Origin of the sequence: Nostoc sp. NMS9 (assembly GCF_017114995.1) — a bacterium.
Classification (GTDB): domain Bacteria; phylum Cyanobacteriota; class Cyanobacteriia; order Cyanobacteriales; family Nostocaceae; genus Nostoc.
On the sequence record NZ_JABXKL010000058.1, the window covers coordinates 126361 to 145574 of the forward strand.

20 protein-coding genes and 1 riboswitch are annotated in these 19214 nt (G+C 41.7%); of the genes, 7 read left to right on the forward strand and 13 right to left on the reverse strand.

Going from position 1 to position 19214, the window contains the following annotated elements; genetic code table 11:
* The first annotated feature begins 2 nt into the window (after nt 1-2).
* The 3 genes from HWQ40_RS17690 (at nt 3) to HWQ40_RS17700 (ending at nt 2289) form a co-directional block, all read left to right on the forward strand.
* Entirely contained in the window at nt 3-605 is a 603-nt protein-coding gene (locus HWQ40_RS17690; protein ID WP_292779951.1) for a superoxide dismutase, read from the forward strand.
* A 257-nt stretch (nt 606-862) separates the two neighbouring features.
* Nucleotides 863-1069 carry a hypothetical protein gene (locus HWQ40_RS17695; protein ID WP_069070599.1) on the forward strand — a complete coding sequence of 69 codons (207 nt, stop codon included), beginning with the start codon at nt 863-865 and terminating at the stop codon, nt 1067-1069.
* Nucleotides 1070-1152: 83 nt separating this feature from the next.
* On the forward strand, nt 1153-2289 hold the full coding sequence (locus HWQ40_RS17700; protein ID WP_292779953.1) for an AIR synthase related protein: 1137 nt from the start codon (nt 1153-1155) through the stop codon (nt 2287-2289).
* 16 nt (nt 2290-2305) lie between these two features.
* Here the strand turns inward: HWQ40_RS17700 and HWQ40_RS17705 are convergent, their stop codons facing one another.
* Nucleotides 2306-2512: a hypothetical protein gene (locus tag HWQ40_RS17705; RefSeq protein WP_292779954.1), complete on the reverse strand. Its 207-nt coding sequence runs from the start codon at nt 2510-2512 to the stop codon at nt 2306-2308.
* Nucleotides 2513-4743: 2231 nt separating this feature from the next.
* Between HWQ40_RS17705 and HWQ40_RS17710 the strand changes: the two genes are divergently transcribed.
* On the forward strand, nt 4744-4998 hold the full coding sequence (locus HWQ40_RS17710) for a hypothetical protein (protein ID WP_292779955.1): 255 nt from the start codon (nt 4744-4746) through the stop codon (nt 4996-4998).
* A 188-nt stretch (nt 4999-5186) separates the two neighbouring features.
* On the opposite strand, the gene HWQ40_RS17715 is transcribed toward HWQ40_RS17710, so the two are convergent.
* A complete protein-coding gene (locus HWQ40_RS17715) occupies nt 5187-5324 on the reverse strand; it encodes a hypothetical protein (RefSeq protein WP_292779956.1) in 138 nt (45 codons plus the stop codon).
* A 1180-nt stretch (nt 5325-6504) separates the two neighbouring features.
* Between HWQ40_RS17715 and HWQ40_RS17720 the strand changes: the two genes are divergently transcribed.
* Nucleotides 6505-7191, forward strand: a complete 687-nt coding sequence (locus HWQ40_RS17720) for a PHP domain-containing protein (protein ID WP_292779957.1) — start codon at nt 6505-6507, stop codon at nt 7189-7191.
* Nucleotides 7192-7375: 184 nt separating this feature from the next.
* On the opposite strand, the gene HWQ40_RS17725 is transcribed toward HWQ40_RS17720, so the two are convergent.
* The 9 genes from HWQ40_RS17725 to HWQ40_RS17765 all read right to left on the reverse strand — a co-directional run bounded on the left by HWQ40_RS17725 (nt 7376) and on the right by HWQ40_RS17765 (nt 17257).
* On the reverse strand, nt 7376-8545 hold the full coding sequence (locus tag HWQ40_RS17725; RefSeq protein ID WP_292779958.1) for an IS1634 family transposase: 1170 nt from the start codon (nt 8543-8545) through the stop codon (nt 7376-7378).
* Between the two features lie 435 nt (nt 8546-8980).
* Complete coding sequence (locus HWQ40_RS17730) at nt 8981-9307, reverse strand: metalloregulator ArsR/SmtB family transcription factor (protein ID WP_292779960.1); 327 nt, start codon at nt 9305-9307, stop codon at nt 8981-8983.
* Nucleotides 9308-9387: 80 nt separating this feature from the next.
* A complete protein-coding gene (locus HWQ40_RS17735) occupies nt 9388-10092 on the reverse strand; it encodes a precorrin-2 C(20)-methyltransferase (RefSeq protein WP_292779979.1) in 705 nt (234 codons plus the stop codon).
* A gap of 2 nt (nt 10093-10094) precedes the next feature.
* Nucleotides 10095-10721 (reverse strand): precorrin-8X methylmutase, encoded by a 627-nt coding sequence (locus HWQ40_RS17740; RefSeq protein WP_292779962.1) that lies wholly within the window; start codon nt 10719-10721, stop codon nt 10095-10097.
* A gap of 55 nt (nt 10722-10776) precedes the next feature.
* Nucleotides 10777-12375, reverse strand: coding sequence for a precorrin-3B synthase (gene cobG / locus HWQ40_RS17745; protein ID WP_292779964.1), 1599 nt, complete (start codon nt 12373-12375; stop codon nt 10777-10779).
* Nucleotides 12334-12443: riboswitch (cobalamin riboswitch) on the reverse strand. It overlaps the preceding gene by 42 nt.
* A 199-nt stretch (nt 12444-12642) precedes the next feature.
* Complete coding sequence (locus HWQ40_RS17750; protein WP_292779965.1) at nt 12643-14010, reverse strand: LLM class flavin-dependent oxidoreductase; 1368 nt, start codon at nt 14008-14010, stop codon at nt 12643-12645.
* Between the two features lie 168 nt (nt 14011-14178).
* Nucleotides 14179-15315, reverse strand: a complete 1137-nt coding sequence (gene ssuD / locus HWQ40_RS17755) for an FMNH2-dependent alkanesulfonate monooxygenase (RefSeq protein ID WP_292779967.1) — start codon at nt 15313-15315, stop codon at nt 14179-14181.
* Nucleotides 15316-15332: 17 nt separating this feature from the next.
* The gene (locus tag HWQ40_RS17760) at nt 15333-16379 is read right to left on the reverse strand and encodes a sulfonate ABC transporter substrate-binding protein (RefSeq protein WP_292779969.1); all 1047 of its coding nucleotides are present in this window, start codon (nt 16377-16379) and stop codon (nt 15333-15335) included.
* Between the two features lie 122 nt (nt 16380-16501).
* Entirely contained in the window at nt 16502-17257 is a 756-nt protein-coding gene (locus HWQ40_RS17765; protein ID WP_292779970.1) for a dienelactone hydrolase family protein, read from the reverse strand.
* A 150-nt stretch (nt 17258-17407) separates the two neighbouring features.
* Between HWQ40_RS17765 and HWQ40_RS17770 the strand changes: the two genes are divergently transcribed.
* A complete protein-coding gene (locus HWQ40_RS17770; RefSeq protein WP_292779972.1) occupies nt 17408-17821 on the forward strand; it encodes a GNAT family acetyltransferase in 414 nt (137 codons plus the stop codon).
* A 103-nt stretch (nt 17822-17924) separates the two neighbouring features.
* On the forward strand, nt 17925-18335 hold the full coding sequence (locus HWQ40_RS17775) for a VOC family protein (protein WP_292779974.1): 411 nt from the start codon (nt 17925-17927) through the stop codon (nt 18333-18335).
* A 177-nt stretch (nt 18336-18512) separates the two neighbouring features.
* On the opposite strand, the gene HWQ40_RS17780 is transcribed toward HWQ40_RS17775, so the two are convergent.
* Together HWQ40_RS17780 and HWQ40_RS17785 are read right to left on the reverse strand one after the other, a co-directional pair.
* Entirely contained in the window at nt 18513-18998 is a 486-nt protein-coding gene (locus HWQ40_RS17780) for a molybdenum cofactor biosynthesis protein MoaE (protein WP_292779975.1), read from the reverse strand.
* Nucleotides 18995-19214: hypothetical protein (locus HWQ40_RS17785; RefSeq protein WP_292779976.1), on the reverse strand; the 220-nt coding region annotated here is incomplete at its 5' end. The genes HWQ40_RS17785 and HWQ40_RS17780, both read right to left, overlap by 4 nt.

Here is a 19214-nt window from a genome sequence, read left to right on the forward strand (position 1 = left end):
AAATGGCATTTGTACAAGAACCACTACCCTACGACTTTAATGCTTTAGAGCCTTATGGCGTAAAAGCTGAGACTTTTGAGTATCATTATGGCAAACATCACAAGGCTTATGTAGATAACCTAAATAAGCTCACTGAGGGTACAGAACTTGCTGATAAGTCTTTGGAAGAGGTGATTAAAACTTCCTTCAAAGACTCCTCTAAAACGGGAATCTTTAATAACGCTGCTCAAGTTTGGAACCACACCTTCTTCTGGAACTCCTTGAAGCCCGCGGGTGGTGGCGCACCTACTGGTGAACTCGCAGCCAAAATCGATCAAGCTTTTGGCAGCTTCGATAAATTCAAGGAAGAGTTCTCTAACGCAGCTGCAACTCAGTTCGGCAGTGGTTGGGCTTGGTTGATTGATGATGGCGGTACGCTGAAGGTGATCAAGACACCGAATGCAGAGAACCCTCTAGCTCATGGTCAGAAAGCACTCTTAACCTTAGATGTTTGGGAACACGCCTATTACATCGATTTTAGAAATGCCCGTCCTGCATACATTAAGAACTTCCTAGACCAGGTAGTCAACTGGGACTTCGCTGCTGAAAACTTGGCTAAAGCTTAATTAATTGCCAGTTTTGAACTGAGTTCGATGCCTCTTAGTAAGCTGCTTCCTACCTTTTGAGAATGACAAAGCTAAATGCGTCTGTGTAGCTTGTGCCAGACTATGTAAAGGAAAAGCAATAAGTTAATTTACAAAAGTTGAGGCAGAAAGCCCACCAGCAAAGGGAGAAGTTCTTTTTAATTTCTCTCTTTTCTGTTTTCCAGTAGTGGGACGGGCATCGCCGAAATAAAAGTAGTGAAAATCAAAATATAAAATATATGGATAGCAAAGAACTAGCACAATACATCGAAGCAACAAATAGCATCTCTAAACCTTGGGTATTGGTACAACTGCGTCTCAAGAAATTGCAAGAGCGTCGAGCTACCCTGACAAATGATGTCTACACCAAAGAATTAGAAGATATTTACCAAGACTTGATGAATTTGGGGGAATGGTGGCGCGGTATTGAAGATGAGGTATTTTAAAGTGAGGAGTTAGGAGTTCTGAGTTATGAGTTTTCCTCACTTTTAACTCCTAACTCCTAACTCCTAACTTAAAACGCAACCTGATGGCTCAAGCTCTCGATCAAGTCGATTACGATACTCTCGATGCTGCAAAACGACGCTTCATCGATGCCGCAAAACGCACACTTGGCTTTGCAAGCGCTTATGGCATCGTGCCCGCGTCAGGTCTGGGAGCAAGCGCTAACGCTTTCAGTTTCAACCTCGCTCCGTTTCTGGAGGCGGGGGCTAGAGAGCTTTCTATGACACTTGTGCCCGAAGGACTGGGCACCGCAGACGATACCCGCCCTGATGATCTTTCCGAAGAAGAACTTAGACGATTCTGGTGGAATATTGGGATCAAGATCATCTCGTGTCTGACGAACGATGCCGCAACTTCAGGTATGCAGACTATACTTCTCGGTCTTTATCTGCCGTCGAGTACTCCTGAAACAATCTTTACCCCCGCTTTTCTTGATGGGTTTCTTGATGGAGTAGTTGAGGGCTGCAAACGAGTGGGATGTGTCTATCTCTCAGGGGAAACTCCTCAACTAAAAACCAAGATGATTCCAGGGCGGCTCGACATCGCCGGCTCAGTTTTTGGGGTTATGCCAGCTGATGTCGCTCCCATTGATAGCTCGCGTCTGGATGCCGGAAATACCATTGTTCTCGTCGAAAGTTCGGGCCCCCATGAGAACGGCTTTACCCCACTGCGAAAGCTTTCTGAGTCGCTTCCTGATGGTTACAGAACAAAACTTCCTAGTGGGCAGGAGTTCTGGGAAGCGATGAATGCTGCTTCGTATCTTTACACGCCCCTTGTACAGGCGGTGCTTGGTGAGGGAATTCGGCCCACGGCGATGGAGAATATTACTGGTCATGGCTGGCAAAAGCTGATGCGGTCGGTGAAGCCGCTTCGGTATGTCATCGAAATGATGCTCCCAGTGCCGGAGATATTTACATTTGTTGAGAGTCAGCTTGAGGGCGGGGCTGAGACGATGCTTTCGGTGTTCAATTACGGTGCAGGATTCGCATTCTATACAGAGTCAGTGCAGGATGCAGAGAGAATTGTCCTGCTTGCAAGAGAACATCAACTCTCGGCTGTGATTGCAGGAAGGGTTGAAGCGTCCCTTACCCGCGAAGTGGTGGTAGAACCCCTTGGAGTCACCTTGAAGGGAGATTCTTTTGGAATTGCACGAGGGGTATAATGATTCACCTGACTTTTCACCTGATCTGGAAAAGACCACGAAAAACATAACCCTTTTCCCGACACTCTAAAGGGGAAAATTCCAAGTCTGTAATGCGATCGCTTGCTAATACTGTTGATTCTCCAAACTGGAAGGCAAATAAATCTGCGCCTTGGTCGCCAGTTAAAGTATCAGCACCACCAAACAAAGGATCATTTCCGAATGGCACTAAGTTAAGATACAATGCTTGTCCTCACGGGTTAAGAGCCTCTAGGCTCTTAACCCATTCTGGGAGGCTCCGCCTCCAGTGGCTTGACCAGAGGCAGAGCCTATGAGAATACATTCCCAGCCTCCAGGCTGGGAACGAGGCGACACGAGCTTTTGAGGTTTTCTTAGTGCCAGTCTCAACCAGCCAGCACTCAAAATGCTAACTCTGATTGGGACTCAGTCATCTAATAAACAGCTAATAGCTATATGGTTGGGGTAAAAATTATTTATTATCATCAGATTTCAGAAAATTTACATGAAAAAACTATAAATTGTTCATGTAAATTTTCAGTTGATCAGTGTAAGCTTATTACATTGATATCGAATGCCCATTGATTGCGTGAAAACACTTCAGTACACATCTGTTCTCTTCTTTCGTGTTCCCTGTTCCCTGTTCCCTGTATACCCCAGTAAATTCAGGAATAAAATCGCGTTTGTATATGCCTCTGGCAAAAGTCTAGACATCTTTGAAAAAGAATGTAGAGACGTAGCACTGCTACGTCTCTACAAGGGTTCTGGGTAATGCATATTTAATTTCTGGAGATGTCTTCTCTTAACCACTCGCAATCATTACGCTCTCGGAGGTGTAATAAAACTTACATAATTGTTTGAACGTTACCTTAAAGATGCTAGACACGGCAAGAAAAAGATTAACTTTGGTATCTTGCAAGAAAAACAAGCAGTTATTGTATTTTTTCAGTGAGAGTTTAGTTGATTGGTAATAATATCTTAAAAAGATGTACTTTCTAGTTTTTCTTGTCTCTTTACTTTAGATGGCTCGAAGCCAGCTTTTTAATCCTGGAGGTTAAAGGCTTGAGACTGAAGCTACTCCCGCAGGTAGTATGCCTGTTTCATTGGATCAGGTAAAGGTTTTGTTAAGACTTATGAGCGTGAAATTTGAAGAAGTGGGAAAAATAAAAATTACCCTTTCAACAAATTTAAGTGCCTTTGCATAGCCTTTTGCAGAGAAGTCATAGACATGAGAATAATCAGATCAGATTCTTGAATCACCTGATTTTTTCGTGTTAGACGCTTATCAAGTTAGTGCTTTTTAGGCAATTAAATAGCTATGCTCAAGATAGTATCCCAGAATCAGCGAAATTCCAGGACACTACCGAGACCTTAAATGCACCTCGTGTAAACCTCTGATTAACCTTTTATGGTTAATCATATAGTGCAGTTGTGATCTTTTTACTGTCAGGTATTGATCACACAACTGCTATGGCTTCCGTTTGCCCATAATTTACGACTTAATACAAGGTAGATACAATTATGTCACACAATGTTACTAACGACAAGGCTGTTGACCACAAGGCTGTCGAAAAGCGTCAGGTTTTATTCAAGAGCATGGAAACTAATTTTCAGTCAGGAAATTTTGCTCACAATTAACATCTGGATAAAATACCGGGGGCTGGTGATTGGGATTCGGGAGAATTTACACAGGGATCAACTCACGAAAGCTTTGATCTAAAAAGAATTCCTTTTACAGCAGATTGCGATCGCTCCATTCTCAAATCAGCGTTGTTACCAAGATACTTTTCTGTTTGGTGGGACTATTAGTAAAAACATTGCGATCCTCACAATTATCATAAGCTTTGCGATCGCATATTTCGTAATCTTTACCCAGAAGAGGTTTCGATACTTTTTGGTGGCTAATAATTTGGGCACAGTCCGAAACACATAAATCTAGGTTTTATAAGGTTTTGAGAGATGTGGTCAGGATATCTTGGACTCCAGTACCGCAAAGATTGTCGTCCTAATATTGCAGCAGCTGTATTTGCTGCTGCACCACTACCATCTCTCAAACCGATTACGACAAATCAGTGGAGGTATTTATAGATTTAAAAAATATCATCAACACTGGTATTTTCTACTTACAAATTTAATAGGTTTTTCTTTTTAGCATTTTATAAACGCATTTAAATGGTGCTATTTAACGTGATTTAAAATTAATTTAAATCGCTAAAAGTCTTTTTGGGCAGGACTAATTTTAAAATCTGCCTGATTTTGCTATGCGATTTTTGATAATTATTAAATAATGTATATACAATGAAAAATAAACGAAGATATATTGGTTTTTTAAATCAAAAATTATTCAAAAAAGATTGACTTTTCGGAAAAATAAACTATAGTAATTATGTAGGCAACAAAACAAGTTGATTACGACAAAAAGACCCAAAAAGATTACAATTCCCAGGAGAAACTCAAATGATTATTTCTGATCTAAAATACTTGGAAAATACCTCTGAAGAAGTTATTGGTGGTACCTTTACTTTTTTTGAAAACTTGTTCGTTAAGAAAACTGTTACGTCTACCTTCAAAGCAACTGGCAACCTAGGTACTTCTGAAGGCAGTGCTAATGCAACTGGTCCAAACACCTTGACTCAATCGATTCTTGGCGCGTCTGCCAATGAGGGTAATTCTAGTTCTGGTGGTTTCGTCTTAGCTGGTAGTAGTAAGTAGTAGTAGTCCTAGTCCTCGGCGGTAGTCGTTAAACTCTACTCACAAAGAGTATTAACTCCTGCAAATAGAGTTAGGCTCGAAAGGCTAGTAGATTCATAAATCGCCGAAGGCTCTTTGCTCATTTGAGCCTTCGGCTTTTAGCTAAAACACATCTTTGAAAAGTATCAAAGCCTCTTTTTAACTAGGTTCTAATGAGAAGCACCCAAGACTAAATTAGGCGCACCCATTAAAATAATTCGTAATTCGTAATTCGTAATTAAGTTTTGTGACGAACGCGAGAGCGTCTCTAAGAGTTGAGTGCTGTTGTGGGGACGGTTTGGGTCCACAAAACTTCTCTTGATTTAGCTGAGGCTTCAATTCGCGCTGCTTACAGCACTTTGCAAGTAAATGAAGTACACCCTTCGCTTGCTTGGGGCTATGGTGAATTACCCCCCTTAAAACAATTCGCAATTCGCTTTTTCGCCCATTCGCAATTACGTTTTGGGTCGGGGTCTGTCTTGCTGGGGACTTAAACCCCCAAAGTTCGTTAATCCCCCCGTTTATTGGGGGAAAAAGAAATCTAGTTCCCTCCCCAATACATACCTACGGTGTACACACAAGTAGAATTACCCCCCTTAATCCCCCCGATGTATTGGGGGGAAACCAGAAAATCTAGTTCCCTCCCAATGCATCGGGGAGGGTTAGGGTGGGGTATTTTTGTACCTCACCAACTCGCAATCTGCTGTAATAGAAGCAGGGGACTTAAGAGGGTGTTTGAAAAGTATTTTTCGTAACATCAAAGCCTCGGAAACCTAACCCCCCAGCCCCCCTTCCCTACGAGGGAATGGGGGTTTCAAAGCCTCTCTCCTTTGAGGAGAGAGACTTTCTAGATCCGGTGAAAAGTCAGAGTGATTTGCAACCGATCGCTAGTTTTATTGTGAACTATTGTAGATAATTAGGGACTTCTAAGAAATAAATTATCCAATCTTGTGGGGTGGGCAACATGAGCGCCTTTGGCTACTGGGCGCTCGTGTCGCCCACCCCAAAATAAATAGTTGGATATTTTTTTATTTGTCAGTCCCTTATCTGTTTTCAATCACAGAATTTTCTGACTTTGGCGATGCCTGCGGCGGGCTACGCCTACGCTGAATTCATTATTGATTAGACAAAAGTTGTAATTACTGAGATAAATAATGTTTTTTATACGCAATATATAGTTGCATTTCCGGCTGATTATAGATAATTACTCTACTAAACCTATAGTATCTAAGTCATTTACCACAGATACTACAGGTGTAGTTATGGAATTTTGGATGCAATATTTATTACTACTTAAATATAAAGTACTCGAAAACACCCATGACTACTGAGATTAAGATTTGCTAACGTAGTCTTAACATATTGAAAAATTTGCTGAGAAAGCTGAGAAAGTAGCAGCCGAGACTAATTTTTAGTGTTGGTTCTTTCTCATCCAGAGATGTAGCATTTTGGTGTGTTAAGAATATATATTTTTCTTCAGAGGGGGTTATGGTTGTAAATTTGGCCCGTACTACAACTTCGGCAGAACTTTTAAAGCAAGTATTCCGTAACATTGATGCACATAGTTGTCCAAAGTTATTCAACTTTCACATGCACACTGTCTTCTCGGATGGCAAATTGCAGCCGAGTGGATTGATGGAGCAGGCGATCGCTATTGGGCTAAAAGGGTTAGCCATCACCGATCATCATGGCATTATCGGCTATCAGGCTGCACTTGCTTGGTTAGAAGATTGGAAGTGGAATAATTCTCATGCAACCACTCCTCACCTGTGGAGTGGCGTGGAAATCAATGCCAACCTTTTGAATATAGAAGTTCACATTTTGGCTTACGCTTTTGCAACAGAACACCCTAGTATGAAACCCTATCTGCAAAGAAGACCGACTACAGGGCAAGAATATCAGGCAAGGAACGTGATTGCCGCTATTCATGAAGCTGGGGGATTGGCAGTTCTGGCTCATCCAGCTCGTTACAAGCGATCGCTTTTCGATTTAATTCCAGCTGCGGCGCAAAAGGGCATCGATGGTGTGGAAACTTTCTACGCTTACAATAACCCTAACCCCTGGAAACCCAGCGTATTAGAATCAGAACAAGTGCAAAAGTTAGCTGATGAATACTTTCTTTTCAATACCTGTGGTACTGATAGCCACGGTTTGAGCCTGCTACAACGTTTGTAAAGATGAATCAATTTTTTTAAATCTCCTGGTTCAATCTGCCAGGAGGTTATCTTTTTTTGGATGCTCAATAGTCAATTTGTTTTAGCCTACATTCCGCACTTCAATTAGTAGTATAAGTAAACTACGTTGAGAGAAAATATAAAATTATAATTTGGACGCCCAAGTAACTATAAAGAAAAATAAATTATGGACTATTTTGATTTTCCGTAATTAATTGCTGATTTTCTCTCAGTTCACCTACAACTTTATAAATTACTTTTTTATCTTTAATTTCCTTCTCAATAATTTTGACTTCCGAGATTTTATGATATTTTAGTTGGGACTCAAGTTCTTTAATTTTACATATTGCTGACGATGGCTGTTCAAATTCATATGCAGCTAACTTAGCTATTTGTTTTCCAATTTTTAGGAATTCTGACTTGATTTTCTGTGTTAACTTTTTCAGGTCTGCTTTTTTTCTGTCTTCACTTTCTACTAATAACCATCTTTGTTCTATTCCCCCATAAGTCACTTTTTCTAATTGATAGCTACATCCTTTTATTTCAGTTTTATTTAGTTCTTTACTGAAGAATGCTTTTACCAAATTTTTAGCTTTTTTAATCGATAATGGTACTCGACTTATCCATTTTATGTTCTCCATTAATTTCAATTTCTTCTCGCTATATAAAGCACTATCAGCTACCATGATGCTTTCAAAATCTATTTGTTTAGAATACTCTACTAAAATTTTGCCAAAAACAGCTTTATCTGATTCATTTCCTGACCCTCCCCTAAAAAATAATGGAATATCTCCATCACTACTTACTATTAAATCTAAGAGACATTGCTTTAAATCTGGTCTGTGGTCACGAGAATATCCCTGTGTGATTAAAATCGGATTATATGAAATTATTTCTAATTCTTTTTCCTGATTATCTAGGCGATTATTATATTCTCCATGCAAATGCAAGGAAGTTGAATCTAAGTGAGAATATTTGGTCGATATTTTATATTTTTTTACTAACTCTAAGGCAATTATTAAAAATAATTTACTCAGTCCATATCTATATAGTTTATCCATAACTCTTCCCAGTTTATCATCGTTTAAATCTTCTGGTTTAATTCCTTCTCCTAATAAATGTTCTATGGCTTTATCTTCAAAAAATTGAGAAAACAAATATAATGGTTTTGAGACAAAACCAAGCCCATTCAGAATGATTGCTTTGACTACTTCTCCTGTATTGATTTTTTCTCTACTATCAATTAAAAATATCTCATTGATTTTTTCAACAATTCCTATATCATCAATTATTCCTGCTACTATTCCCAAGTGATCCAAGTTTTTACTCTCAAACTCTTCTTTTTGGTAATCCATCTTTTTTGCTCAATTTTATTTTATGAAAACTAATTATCATTTATTCTCTCACCTTTTTTCTTTTGCATTTAGTGTCAATACCTTACTAATTTCGAGCAGTTAGCAAGATTTGCAATACTGCCTATATTAATTACTAAATAAATTAAGTATTTTTATTTAAGGGTTATAAAAAAGTTTCATACTAGTATGTATATTACAAAATGAAGTGCGGAATGTGGGTTTAAAGTCTTTTTGTTCATTACAATTAACCCCATATATGAATGCAGGAGCTTCGAGCAGGAATTTCAGATTATTCAATCCAACATCCAAAATTGAAAATCTAAAATTCGGTAAGTTCTATAAAGAGTATATCTCCATCATTTCAAAAAAAATTGATTTGATAATCCGTATATAACTATAAGTAAACAAAACATTACAAAAAAAATTGATGAATTTTCAAGTCTCGCAGGGGGGACGAATAGGCAATATTGGGCTAAAGCAACGGAATTCTGCTAAATACTGCTCTAAGGCAACAAACTGTGGCAGATTGAGGCTGTAGTAAATCCAGCGCCCTTCTTGACGAGCGCAAACTAAACCCGCTTCTTTCAGGGTTTTGAGGTGAAAAGACAGTTTAGACTGAGTGGTTCCCAGGTGGTCACAAAGGTCACACACGCATAGTTCTTGAGAGCGCAGCAGTTCTAATATCTTAATCCGTAGGGGGTCAGACAGGGCATGAAAGCCAGCAGCGATCGTATCAGGAGTGAAGGTGCTATTAGAAGGCATCAACTTTTTTTGAAGTATTTCTTTATGGTAAAGTCTAAATCATAGGTTAAACAATACCTTTACCAAAAAGAAAAGTAGGTTTATAGTCGATTCTTGGTAGGAATCACAATCATCGAGAAATAGGGTACTTCGGCTGGATCAACTTCATCTAGGGGGATAATGCGTTGCTGTGATGTTGATGCCCGCTCAATATATCTTGCCCGTGATGCTAAGCCTAATTTATGCAGGATATCTCGTACTTTGGTAAAGTGACGACCTAATTTCATAATCGCCGCTGCATCGGTCATCAGCAGATGAGTAGTCAGTTCTTCTGCTGGCAATGGGGCGGGTAAGACGGTGAGAATATCGGTGTAGTAGGTGAAAGGTACACCCAAAGCTACCGGACAAGCCATTAGCGAGGAAACTCCGGGGACAACTTCTGTTTCGTATTGATCGCATAACCGCGTGAACAGGTACATAAATGAGCCATAGAAAAATGGATCGCCCTCACATAGCACCACGACATCTCGACCTGCTGCTAAATGGTCGGTGATTGGTTCAATTTCCTTGTCATAAATAGACTTTGCCTTTTCTGGTTCCAAAGCGCGGGGGAGGTGAAATAGTACCTCGATTTGATTACCAAGAAGATACTGCGCCACGATCGCTCTAGCGATACTTTGTTTATCTGTGGCTGATTGATAAGCTACCACAGGAGCAGCACGTAATAGCCGCAGCGCTTTCAGAGTCAATAGTTCGGGATCGCCTGGGCCGACACCAATTCCATAAAGACGACCTTTTGGTTGCATATTCATTCTTCCTCCGTTGCCAGGGCGTTAACTGCTGCTGCCGCGATCGCACTTCCACCGCGCCGACCGTGTAAGGTTAAAAATGGTACATTTCTACTATCTGCTGCCAGTGCGGCTTTCGATTCCACTGCACCGACAAACCCCACTGGAAAGCCCAAGATAATCGCAGGTTTGGGCGCTCCCTCATCGAGCATTTCTAATAGTCTGAATAGGGCTGTGGGCGCATTGCCAATTGCAATTACCGCTCCTTCTAGGTGCGATCGCCATAACTCTAAAGCTGCTGCCGACCTTGTAGTACCCATACGCTGGGCAAGTTCTGGCACTTCTGGTTCGTTGAGGGTACAGATAACTTGATTGTTTGCAGACAACCTCCGTCTGGTAACGCCATCGGCAACCATTCGGCAATCGCAGAGAATTGGCGCTCCTGCTGCCAGTGCTGCCCTTGCGGATTGCACTGCTGTTGGTGAATATCCCAAGTCTGTGACAATATCCGTCATCCCACAGGCATGAATGAGACGTACAGCAACTTTTGCTACATCTGGTGGGAGCACATCTAGGTTTGCTTCTGACCGGATGATTGCAAAAGAATTACGGTAAATTTCGTTGGCATCTCGGATATAGTCGGGCATTCAATTTTGGATTTTAGATTTTAAATTTTGGATTGACATATAAAAATCGAAAGGCTCAGATTGCCCACTTTTCTGAAAAGGTGGCAATCTTGTTGTTCGCAATTGATTGAGGGATTATATTAAATAATTGCTGTAATTGTTCCAGTGCAAATCGATTAGCAAATTCTCCAAAGGACTCATCAGAATTTAAGCGTTGAATTTGATATACATATAGCATCCGCTCTATTAATGTAGGTAGTTCAGCAAAAGTTACATATTGATATAGTTCACGTCCGAATTTCTGATTGCTGTCACCAACATAAACGTGATAGCTTTCCACAGTTCTATTTTCACCCTCAATGCTGACGCCGAGGAGAGTAATATCACTTTTGCTATGCTGGGCACAAGATTTTTCGCAGCCAGTGAAGTGGATATTAACTGGGTAATCGAGAGTAACGCGAGTTTCAAGATACTCTGCCAATGCCAACGCATGACTTTTAGTGTCAGTGGCAGAAGCGGCGCAACCTTTTTTTCCAGAACAGGCAACTAATCCACCCTTGATGTTGGTTGCAGAGGAATCTAATTCTAATAAAGCAATTTCACTTTGGACATCAGCAACCCATTGCCGAGGAATATCTGTAAGGAGCAAATTTTGCCAAGGGGTTAGCCTGAGAGTTCCACTACCGTATTTTGCTGCTAAATCTGCTAAACCCCGCATCTGTCTACTCTCCAATCGGCCAAGAGGCAAGATGACACCAATGTAAAATAAGCCTTGCTGACGTTGGGGATGGATGCCAATATGCTGATATTTCTCTCCCTTGCCTTGCTGAGGGAGTAGGTCTTTTCTTATTTCACTGTACAAAAGAGAAAAAGGTAGACGCTGCTCAACTTTTTGGAGATAATTTTCACAACCTAAAGTGTTCAATAACTCTCTCAAACGTAGCCGCCGCTTACTCGTAGTATGACTATAAGCTAGATAGACATCCGCCAAAGCTGCTAAGACGGGCAAACAGTCCTCTGGTGATAACAAAATTCCCGTATCACTGGGCGGTTGACCCTTCTCGCCGACACTGAGATAGAGGCGGAAGTAAACATTATCGTTAAGTAAGACAGCTGCAAAGGCGATATCATTCAAGCGATCGCACACCTGAATTATCCCACCACCATCAAAGCAAACGCTAAATTTGGCCGACAGTCCCGAAAGCGCCGGATGTGCAGCAATATAATCATCCCAACCTTGGACAAAAGGGCGAGTGTCGATTAATTCTTGGGGATCGATACCAGCTGTTGGACTGGTCATAATATTGCGGATTTGGTCTACAACAGTATTGTCAGAACCCAATCCCATATTTTGTAGGTACTTCAGAACCTCAACATTTATCCCCGTGCGGATTTCACGAACTTGTAGGTTGGCTCGATTAGTCACATCTATATAACCGCCACCGTGCTGTTCTGCTATATCTGCGATCGCACGGCACTGCTGACTACTAATAATTCCACCTGGTATTCTAACGCGAGATAATATACCATCTGCGGCGGGAGTAGCATAAAACAAGCCAGGACAAGTGGCAAATCCAGAAACCAAACTTAGAACTCCTTCCCCGTGCAACGCAGGGAGTAGACGGTGAGTGTGTCTTGAGGACATCCTGAGAGTTGGCATTCTGACTTGGGTCATCCCATCACAGCTGCGGCACAGTCCCGGAATTTCACCGGAGTTTCCCAACTCCCAGCTTTAGTAATTTAGATTTTGTTGAGGTTATAGATTTCAACCAGACATCATCCAGATAATCATCTTACATTACTATAGCCAGAAATTTTAACTGAGCTTATCCACTACCGATCAAAAAATATAGCTCTTGAAGCTAGTCTATAAATTGAATTTAGTCATGGCTCAGGCAGGAATGCTTGAGCCTTTTTGCTGCTAAACTTGCTTTAGAAAAAGTTAGGCGATCGCCGCTTCACGAGTAGCAACTTTGCTAAACTGATTTACTGGACGAGGTAAACCGAGATTCTCGCGCAGAGTTCGTGCTTCATACTCTGTACGGAACAGACCGCGACGTTGCAATTCAGGAATTACCAAGTCTACAAACTCATCCAATCCTCCGGGCAACCAGGGCGGCATGATATTAAAGCCATCTGCCCCGCCATTGACAAACCAATCTTCTAGCTGATCGGCAATTTGTTCTGGTGTGCCCAGAATCTGACGATGCCCACGCGCTCCAGCTATCCATAAATACAGTTGTCGAATCGTTAAATTCTCTCTCTTAGCTAGGTCAGTCAAAAGTTGCTGACGGCTTTTACCCCCGTTAGTCTCTGGTAGCTCCGGCAACGATCCGTCCAATGGATAGCCGGATAGGTCAAATCCACCGATCATTGAGCCAAGCAAATTTAAGCCGACTACCGGATCTATCAACTCCTGAATTCGATCAAATTTGTCCTTAGCTTCTTGCTCAGTTTTGCCAATGACTGGGAATACACCTGGCATGATTTTGAGATGGTCAGGTGAGCGCCCGTATTGAGCCAGTCTCCCCTTCACATCTGCATAGAATGCCTGAGCTTCTGCCAAGGTCTGCTGGGCAGTGAAAATTACCTCCGCCGTTTGTGCAGCAAGATCCTTACCGTCCTCGGAAGATCCAGCTTGAATGATCACCGGATAACCCTGGATGGGACGCGCCACATTTAGGGGGCCGCGTACTGAAAAATGTTCGCCTTTGTGGTTGGGAACATGCAGTTTATTTGGATCGAAGTAAATACCCGATTCCTTGTCATGTAAGAAGGCATCGTCCTCCCAACTATCCCAAAGCTTGGTGACGACATCCACAAACTCTTTGGCACGCTGATAACGTAGGGTATGCTCCATGTGCTTTTCCCGATTGAAGTTTAGCGCTTCAGCTTCAGTAGCAGAAGTCACGAGATTCCAACCGGCACGACCGCCGCTGAGATAATCCAGTGATGCAAACTTACGGGCGAGGTGATAAGGCTCGTTGTATGTAGTCGATACTGTCGCTGTCAAACCAATGTTTTCCGTTACTACAGACAGAGCTGACAACAGGGTGAGAGGTTCAAAGTGGACGAGTTTGCCATTCCGGCTCAAAAGGTCGGCGCTTTGATTGCGGTCGCGCACAGCCACACCGTCTGCAAAGAATATCATGTCAAATTTGCCGCGTTCTGCCGTCTGTGCCAGCCTTTTATGATGCTGAAAGTTCAAACCAGCATTAGCCTGTGCTTCGGGGTGTCGCCATGATGCTACATGATGGCCAGTGCTGGACAAGAATGCACCTAGTCTAAGTTGAGGTTTTTTCGTACTCATGCTTTTTTCTGTTTGGTAAGAATTGGATGCGCGTAAAATCGTAGTGTTTTTAAACGCATAGGCACGCAAAGTAAGCGCAGAGGAACGCAGAGTTTTGCAGAATTTATGCAATGTTGTACTAAGGTGTCATGAGTTAAATACACGCTAGTTTTTTGGATTTTGAATTGCTTACACAGGTTGCGGTTTGAGTAAATCTGTTTTGGTAACAAATTCACTAAATGTACTTGCAACCTGCTGCGGTAATGCGATCGCTGGAGTTTGTAATGGCAACCTGGGAAATAATAATTCTGCGACTCTATAGGCTTCTTCTAGATGGGGATAACCTGAAAAAACGAAGGTATCAATTCCTAAATCGGCATATTCCAGCATCCGCGTTGCAACTGTGTCTGGATCTCCAACTAAGGCAGTCCCAGCACCTCCACGCACTAAGCCAACACCTGCCCATAAGTTGGGGCTAATTTCTAAGTTTTTGCGATTACCTTTATGCAGTTGGGCCATGCGGCGTTGTCCTTCTGATTCCGAATCAGCAAACCGCCGATGTGCAGCTGCTATGGTTTCATCATCCACATACTGAATCAGTTCATTAGCTGCATCCCAAGCTTTTTGTGTAGTTTCGCGGACTATGACATGCATCCGAATCCCAAAGCGGACTGTTCTACCTTGTTCTGCTGCTAATCGGCGTACTTTTGTAATCTTTTGAGCAACTCGATCTGGTGGTTCACCCCAAGTTAAATACACATCAATGTGTTTGGCAGCAACTTGGAGAGCAGCATCTGAAGAACCACCAAAATATAAGGTGGGATAAGGCTTTTGTATGGGAGGAAATTGGAGTTTTGCGCCTTGAACTTGCAAGTGGCGACCACTATAGCTTACTTCTTCACCTTGCATGAGCGATCGCCAAATTGTCAAAAACTCATCTGTGAGTTCATAACGCTGATCGTGATCTAAGAAAATCCCATCTTTTGCAAGTTCTTTTGTGTCGCCACCAGTGACAACATTCAGAATAATTCGACCATTAGAAATCTGGTCAAAAGTAGCAGCCATTCTAACTGCTAAAGAAGGCGACATAATTGCCGGACGAAAGGCTACAAGAAACCGTAAGCGTTCTGTAACTGAAATTAACGAAGTAGCTACAATCCAAGTATCTTGTTTTTGTCCAGTACCAATCAACATCCCGCCATAGCCCAATTTATCAACAGCTTGGGCGATTTGCTGCATATAGGGATAAGTGGCTGGTCGCCTGCCGATTGTAGTACCTAAATAACGCTCATCTCCCTGTGTCGGCAAATACCAAAAAACTTCCATTTTCCTATCTCCTGGCGCTATTTCTGGCTAATGGTTTCCGGTGTGATGGCTGCATATTGTTCGCTAGTCAGCATCGCTTCTTTAATATTAATTGGCTTAGGTATCACTTTTTCTTTGGCAAACAAATCTGCAATCTTCTGTTGCTTTTCCATTATTTCAGGTGTGATTGGTCTTAACCCGTAAGTTCGCCTTCCAACCATTGTTGTTAAAATATCTTCATCAATTTTGAGGTGAGGAATAGTCAGTTTTACAACTTCCGATCGGTTTTTCTCACTCCATTGACCTGTGTTATCTATCTCCTCAAGAACTAATCGCACTAATTTCGGATTTTCTGTGGTAAATTTTCGCGCAGCCATGTAATATCCGCCCTGAGTAGAAATGCCGCTAGCATCTCGCAAAACACGAGCATTGGCCTTTTTTTGGGCCACGGCTAAATAAGGGTCCCAAGTTACCCAAGCATCTATTTTGCCTTGAATAAAAGCATCACGGGCTTCTGAAGGAGGGAGGCTAATAGCTTGAATATCACTATATTTCAAACCAGCCTCTTCCAAAGCTTTTATTAATAAGTAATGGGAAGCAGAACCCTTTTGAAAAACTACTTTTTTACCTTTGAGATCAGCTAAAGTCCGAATCGGTGAATTATTTTGGACGATAATTCCGCTTCCTTTACCAGTACTGGGTTTATTACTAGCAACATAAACTAAAGATGTACCAGCTGCTTGGGCAAATATGGGGGGAGTCTCGCCTACAGAGCCAATATCAACCCTACCCACATTCATCGCTTCCATCAGTTGTGGCCCGGCGGCAAATTGCGCCCATTCCACGGAAACACCTAAAGGCTTGAGACGTTTTTCGATCAATCCTTTAAGTCTGACAATATCCCCAGAACTTTGATATCCCATGCGGACAACTTTAGTTTTCAAACCAGTGGTTTGATTTTCTGAATTTGGGGTTTGGACTGAGCAACTGATTAAGGTTGTTGAGATTGTTAATAATCCAGGTAAAAGGAATAGTGAAAAACGTTGGAAAATCTTAACTCGTGGCTGTTTGAAGGTGGGAATCATGGACGTGATATTTTGTTTTTTATTTGCTTTTGACTTATTTGGTGGCTAATATTTGCCTATGTTCAGTCGTAGAGGCGCACAGATGTGCGCCTCTAGTGTTGTATTGCTTCTAATTTAAAGATTTAGACTTTTTGAAGCTGAAGGTTCTTTTGGAACAGTTCTTGAACATTTTTCCAAGCATCGGCAGCAGCTTCGGCATTGTAGCTGGCGCGATGATTGCAGAAAAAGCCATGTCCTGCACCGGGATAACGGAAGATAGCATGAGTAATCTGATTTTTCTTCAATTCAGCCTCAATCTGTTCTGTATGTTCTAAGGGGATTCCCTGATCATCAAGACCAAAGAAGGCATAAATGGGGCCTTTAATCTCTGAAGTGCGGGTGATGGTTGGTTCTCCACCGCCGGGAGTTGAGTTGGGAATACCGCCACCATAGAAGGAAGCTGTAACTTTAATATCTGGTAAGGTGGCAGCTAGATAAACGACATGACCACCAAAGCAGAAACCAATAGAGCCGATCGCATCTCCTTGCACATTTGGTAAGGTTCTTAAATAAGCGATCGCAGCCTTAATATCACTCAATATTTCATCTGCTGTAGTCTGCTCCTTATACCCTCTCCCTTGCTGGATATCTTCAGGGGTGTATCCACCTTCGTAACCTGGGGCGGTGCGTTGAAATAAAGTCGGTGCGATCGCCACATACCCTTCTTTGGCAAATTTCTCAGCAACTTCCCGAATGTGAATATTAACCCCAAAAATTTCCTGAATCACGATCACCGCTGGGAAGGTTCCCTTTTGTGCTGGTTCAGCTAAGTAAGCATCAATTTGCAAATCTCCGTTAGGGACTTTAACTTGAGCAGTGCGAATTTCTGTGTTTGTCATCTTAGGATTAGCCTGTAATTGCTTTCAGGACGCGATATTTTATGGTAATTTTTGTGCAATACTACTTAAAATATATCGATTTATCGTAGTTTCAAGAGTAGTATTTCACAAACAATGTGCAAAGGCAAGTCTTTCGATTTAGAGATGTAGATGAATATAAGACCATACCAACAATCTGATGCTGAATTAGTCAGTGCTTTGTGGGATGAGGTGTTTCCTAATAATCCGTCGCACAGCAGCCCAAAATTGGTAATCAGTCAGAAGCTTGCTGTACAGCCAGAGTTATTTTTCGTTACTGAGATTAACTCTGTAATTGTGGGCACTATCATGGCAGGATATGACGGGCATCGCGGTTGGCTATACACAGTTGCAGTCAGTCCTCAGTATCAACGGCAAGGTATTGGTAGCAAGCTAGTGCAGCACGCAGAGAAGGTATTAATAGCGATGGGATGCCTCAAAATCAATCTCCAAGTTCGTGTCTCCAACGCAGAAGTAGTTGAGTTTTATAGAAAACTTGGCTATCTCATTGAAGAACGCATCAGTATGGGAAAACTTGTCGCATAGATGTTTGGTGAGTTGGAACAGAAAAACTTTAGAAATACGCCAGTATTACGGCAAAAGGTGATTGTAGCGTTACCAAATTTAACTCAAATTAGGAGAAAAATTTATGAAGCTTAATGCAGTTCATCATATTCAAGTAACCTATCCTTTTGAAGTGGAGGAAGTAATGCTATCTTTCTACAGCGAAGTTTTGGGACTGACTGAAATTGCCAGACCTGATGTCATCAAAAATGATTCAGGAGCGTGGTACAAGTTGGGAGACATTGAACTGCACGTTAGTAGAGAGAAAAACGCCAATAACCAAGCATCTAGACGGCATTTTTGTTTCCAAGTCGATAACTTGAACGCCTTTGAAGAACACCTAAAAGAGCATGGGATAGAAATTATTCCCGATCAACGACCACTTCCAGGATGCGTGCGGTTTTTCCTTCGAGATCCCGGTGGGAATCGTATAGAAATTGCAGAGTTCGTTAAGAGTACTTTTGCACAGCGACAAACAATCGATTTTGTAGCCTGAAACCCTTACTGTGGAAACAATCGACACCAATCAACGAAGTGATGCGGTTTTCAAGGTTTTGGCGAGTGGTGTCGATAAGTTCAACACATTTGGAAAAAGAGCATAACATTTTACCTGTGCTTATCAAGATTTTGTCAATCTGACTCCTGAATTCTGATTTCTGAATTCTTTGTCAAATCAACAATTTTCTCCTGATGTTTCACACGCACCAATACTCACCCAGGTGCTAGAACCATCTTCCCAATGTTCTTTCTTCCATATAGGGGCATTGTGTTTGAGCGTATCAATAGCATATTGGCAAGCTTCAAACGCCTCACTCCGATGAGGAGAACCCACAGCTACTAAAACGCTGATTTCCCCAACTCGCAAACGTCCAACACGATGATAAATCGCGACTCGATTCACATCAGACATAGATAAGCGAATATCAGCAGCAATTTGATAAAATATCCGCAACGCCATCGGTTCATAAGCTTGATACTCTAGAGCAATCACAGGTTTACCATCGGTTTGATTGCGAACCATACCACTCATCACAACCACAGCACCATTAGCTGGATCGTCAGATTTGGCGTAGATTTCTTCCAGAGATAATGGTGCAAAGGTAATGGCAAAACTATCTTCGGCTCTTGGTTTAACAGCAGAGGTAAGTGTGGTTGTCATAACTGCGTTGATATTATATGGGTTTTTTCTATTGTCTCTGAAGAAAGCATTACTAGTCTACGTTTAGTGGCTTTAGTTAATGCTTGTGGGCAAAAGAGGATTTTTGAAGTTGATAAATTTTGTTGTCTATCAGGATAGCGTTCCAACCCAATCGTTACAAGATATAGGACTCCTATTTGATTTTTGAACAAAACTAGGAGAAAATACGCAGGAAAG

Bases quoted from the DNA above. Each gene is read 5' to 3' on its own strand.
- HWQ40_RS17765 (WP_292779970.1), bottom strand. From the start codon at position 17,257: ATGACAAACACAGAAATTCGCACTGCTCAAGTTAAAGTCCCTAACGGA.
- HWQ40_RS17750 (WP_292779965.1), bottom strand. From the start codon at position 14,010: ATGAGTACGAAAAAACCTCAACTTAGACTAGGTGCATTCTTGTCCAGC.
- HWQ40_RS17740 (WP_292779962.1), bottom strand. From the start codon at position 10,721: ATGCCCGACTATATCCGAGATGCCAACGAAATTTACCGTAATTCTTTT.
- HWQ40_RS17735 (WP_292779979.1), bottom strand. From the start codon at position 10,092: ATGCAACCAAAAGGTCGTCTTTATGGAATTGGTGTCGGCCCAGGCGAT.
- HWQ40_RS17695 (WP_069070599.1), top strand. From the start codon at position 863: ATGGATAGCAAAGAACTAGCACAATACATCGAAGCAACAAATAGCATC.
- HWQ40_RS17710 (WP_292779955.1), top strand. From the start codon at position 4,744: ATGATTATTTCTGATCTAAAATACTTGGAAAATACCTCTGAAGAAGTT.
- HWQ40_RS17775 (WP_292779974.1), top strand. From the start codon at position 17,925: ATGAAGCTTAATGCAGTTCATCATATTCAAGTAACCTATCCTTTTGAA.
- ssuD (WP_292779967.1), bottom strand. From the start codon at position 15,315: ATGGAAGTTTTTTGGTATTTGCCGACACAGGGAGATGAGCGTTATTTA.
- HWQ40_RS17720 (WP_292779957.1), top strand. From the start codon at position 6,505: ATGGTTGTAAATTTGGCCCGTACTACAACTTCGGCAGAACTTTTAAAG.
- cobG (WP_292779964.1), bottom strand. From the start codon at position 12,375: ATGACCCAAGTCAGAATGCCAACTCTCAGGATGTCCTCAAGACACACT.
- HWQ40_RS17780 (WP_292779975.1), bottom strand. From the start codon at position 18,998: ATGACAACCACACTTACCTCTGCTGTTAAACCAAGAGCCGAAGATAGT.
- HWQ40_RS17730 (WP_292779960.1), bottom strand. From the start codon at position 9,307: ATGCCTTCTAATAGCACCTTCACTCCTGATACGATCGCTGCTGGCTTT.
- HWQ40_RS17760 (WP_292779969.1), bottom strand. From the start codon at position 16,379: ATGATTCCCACCTTCAAACAGCCACGAGTTAAGATTTTCCAACGTTTT.
- HWQ40_RS17690 (WP_292779951.1), top strand. From the start codon at position 3: ATGGCATTTGTACAAGAACCACTACCCTACGACTTTAATGCTTTAGAG.
- HWQ40_RS17770 (WP_292779972.1), top strand. From the start codon at position 17,408: ATGAATATAAGACCATACCAACAATCTGATGCTGAATTAGTCAGTGCT.
- HWQ40_RS17725 (WP_292779958.1), bottom strand. From the start codon at position 8,545: ATGGATTACCAAAAAGAAGAGTTTGAGAGTAAAAACTTGGATCACTTG.
- HWQ40_RS17700 (WP_292779953.1), top strand. From the start codon at position 1,153: ATGGCTCAAGCTCTCGATCAAGTCGATTACGATACTCTCGATGCTGCA.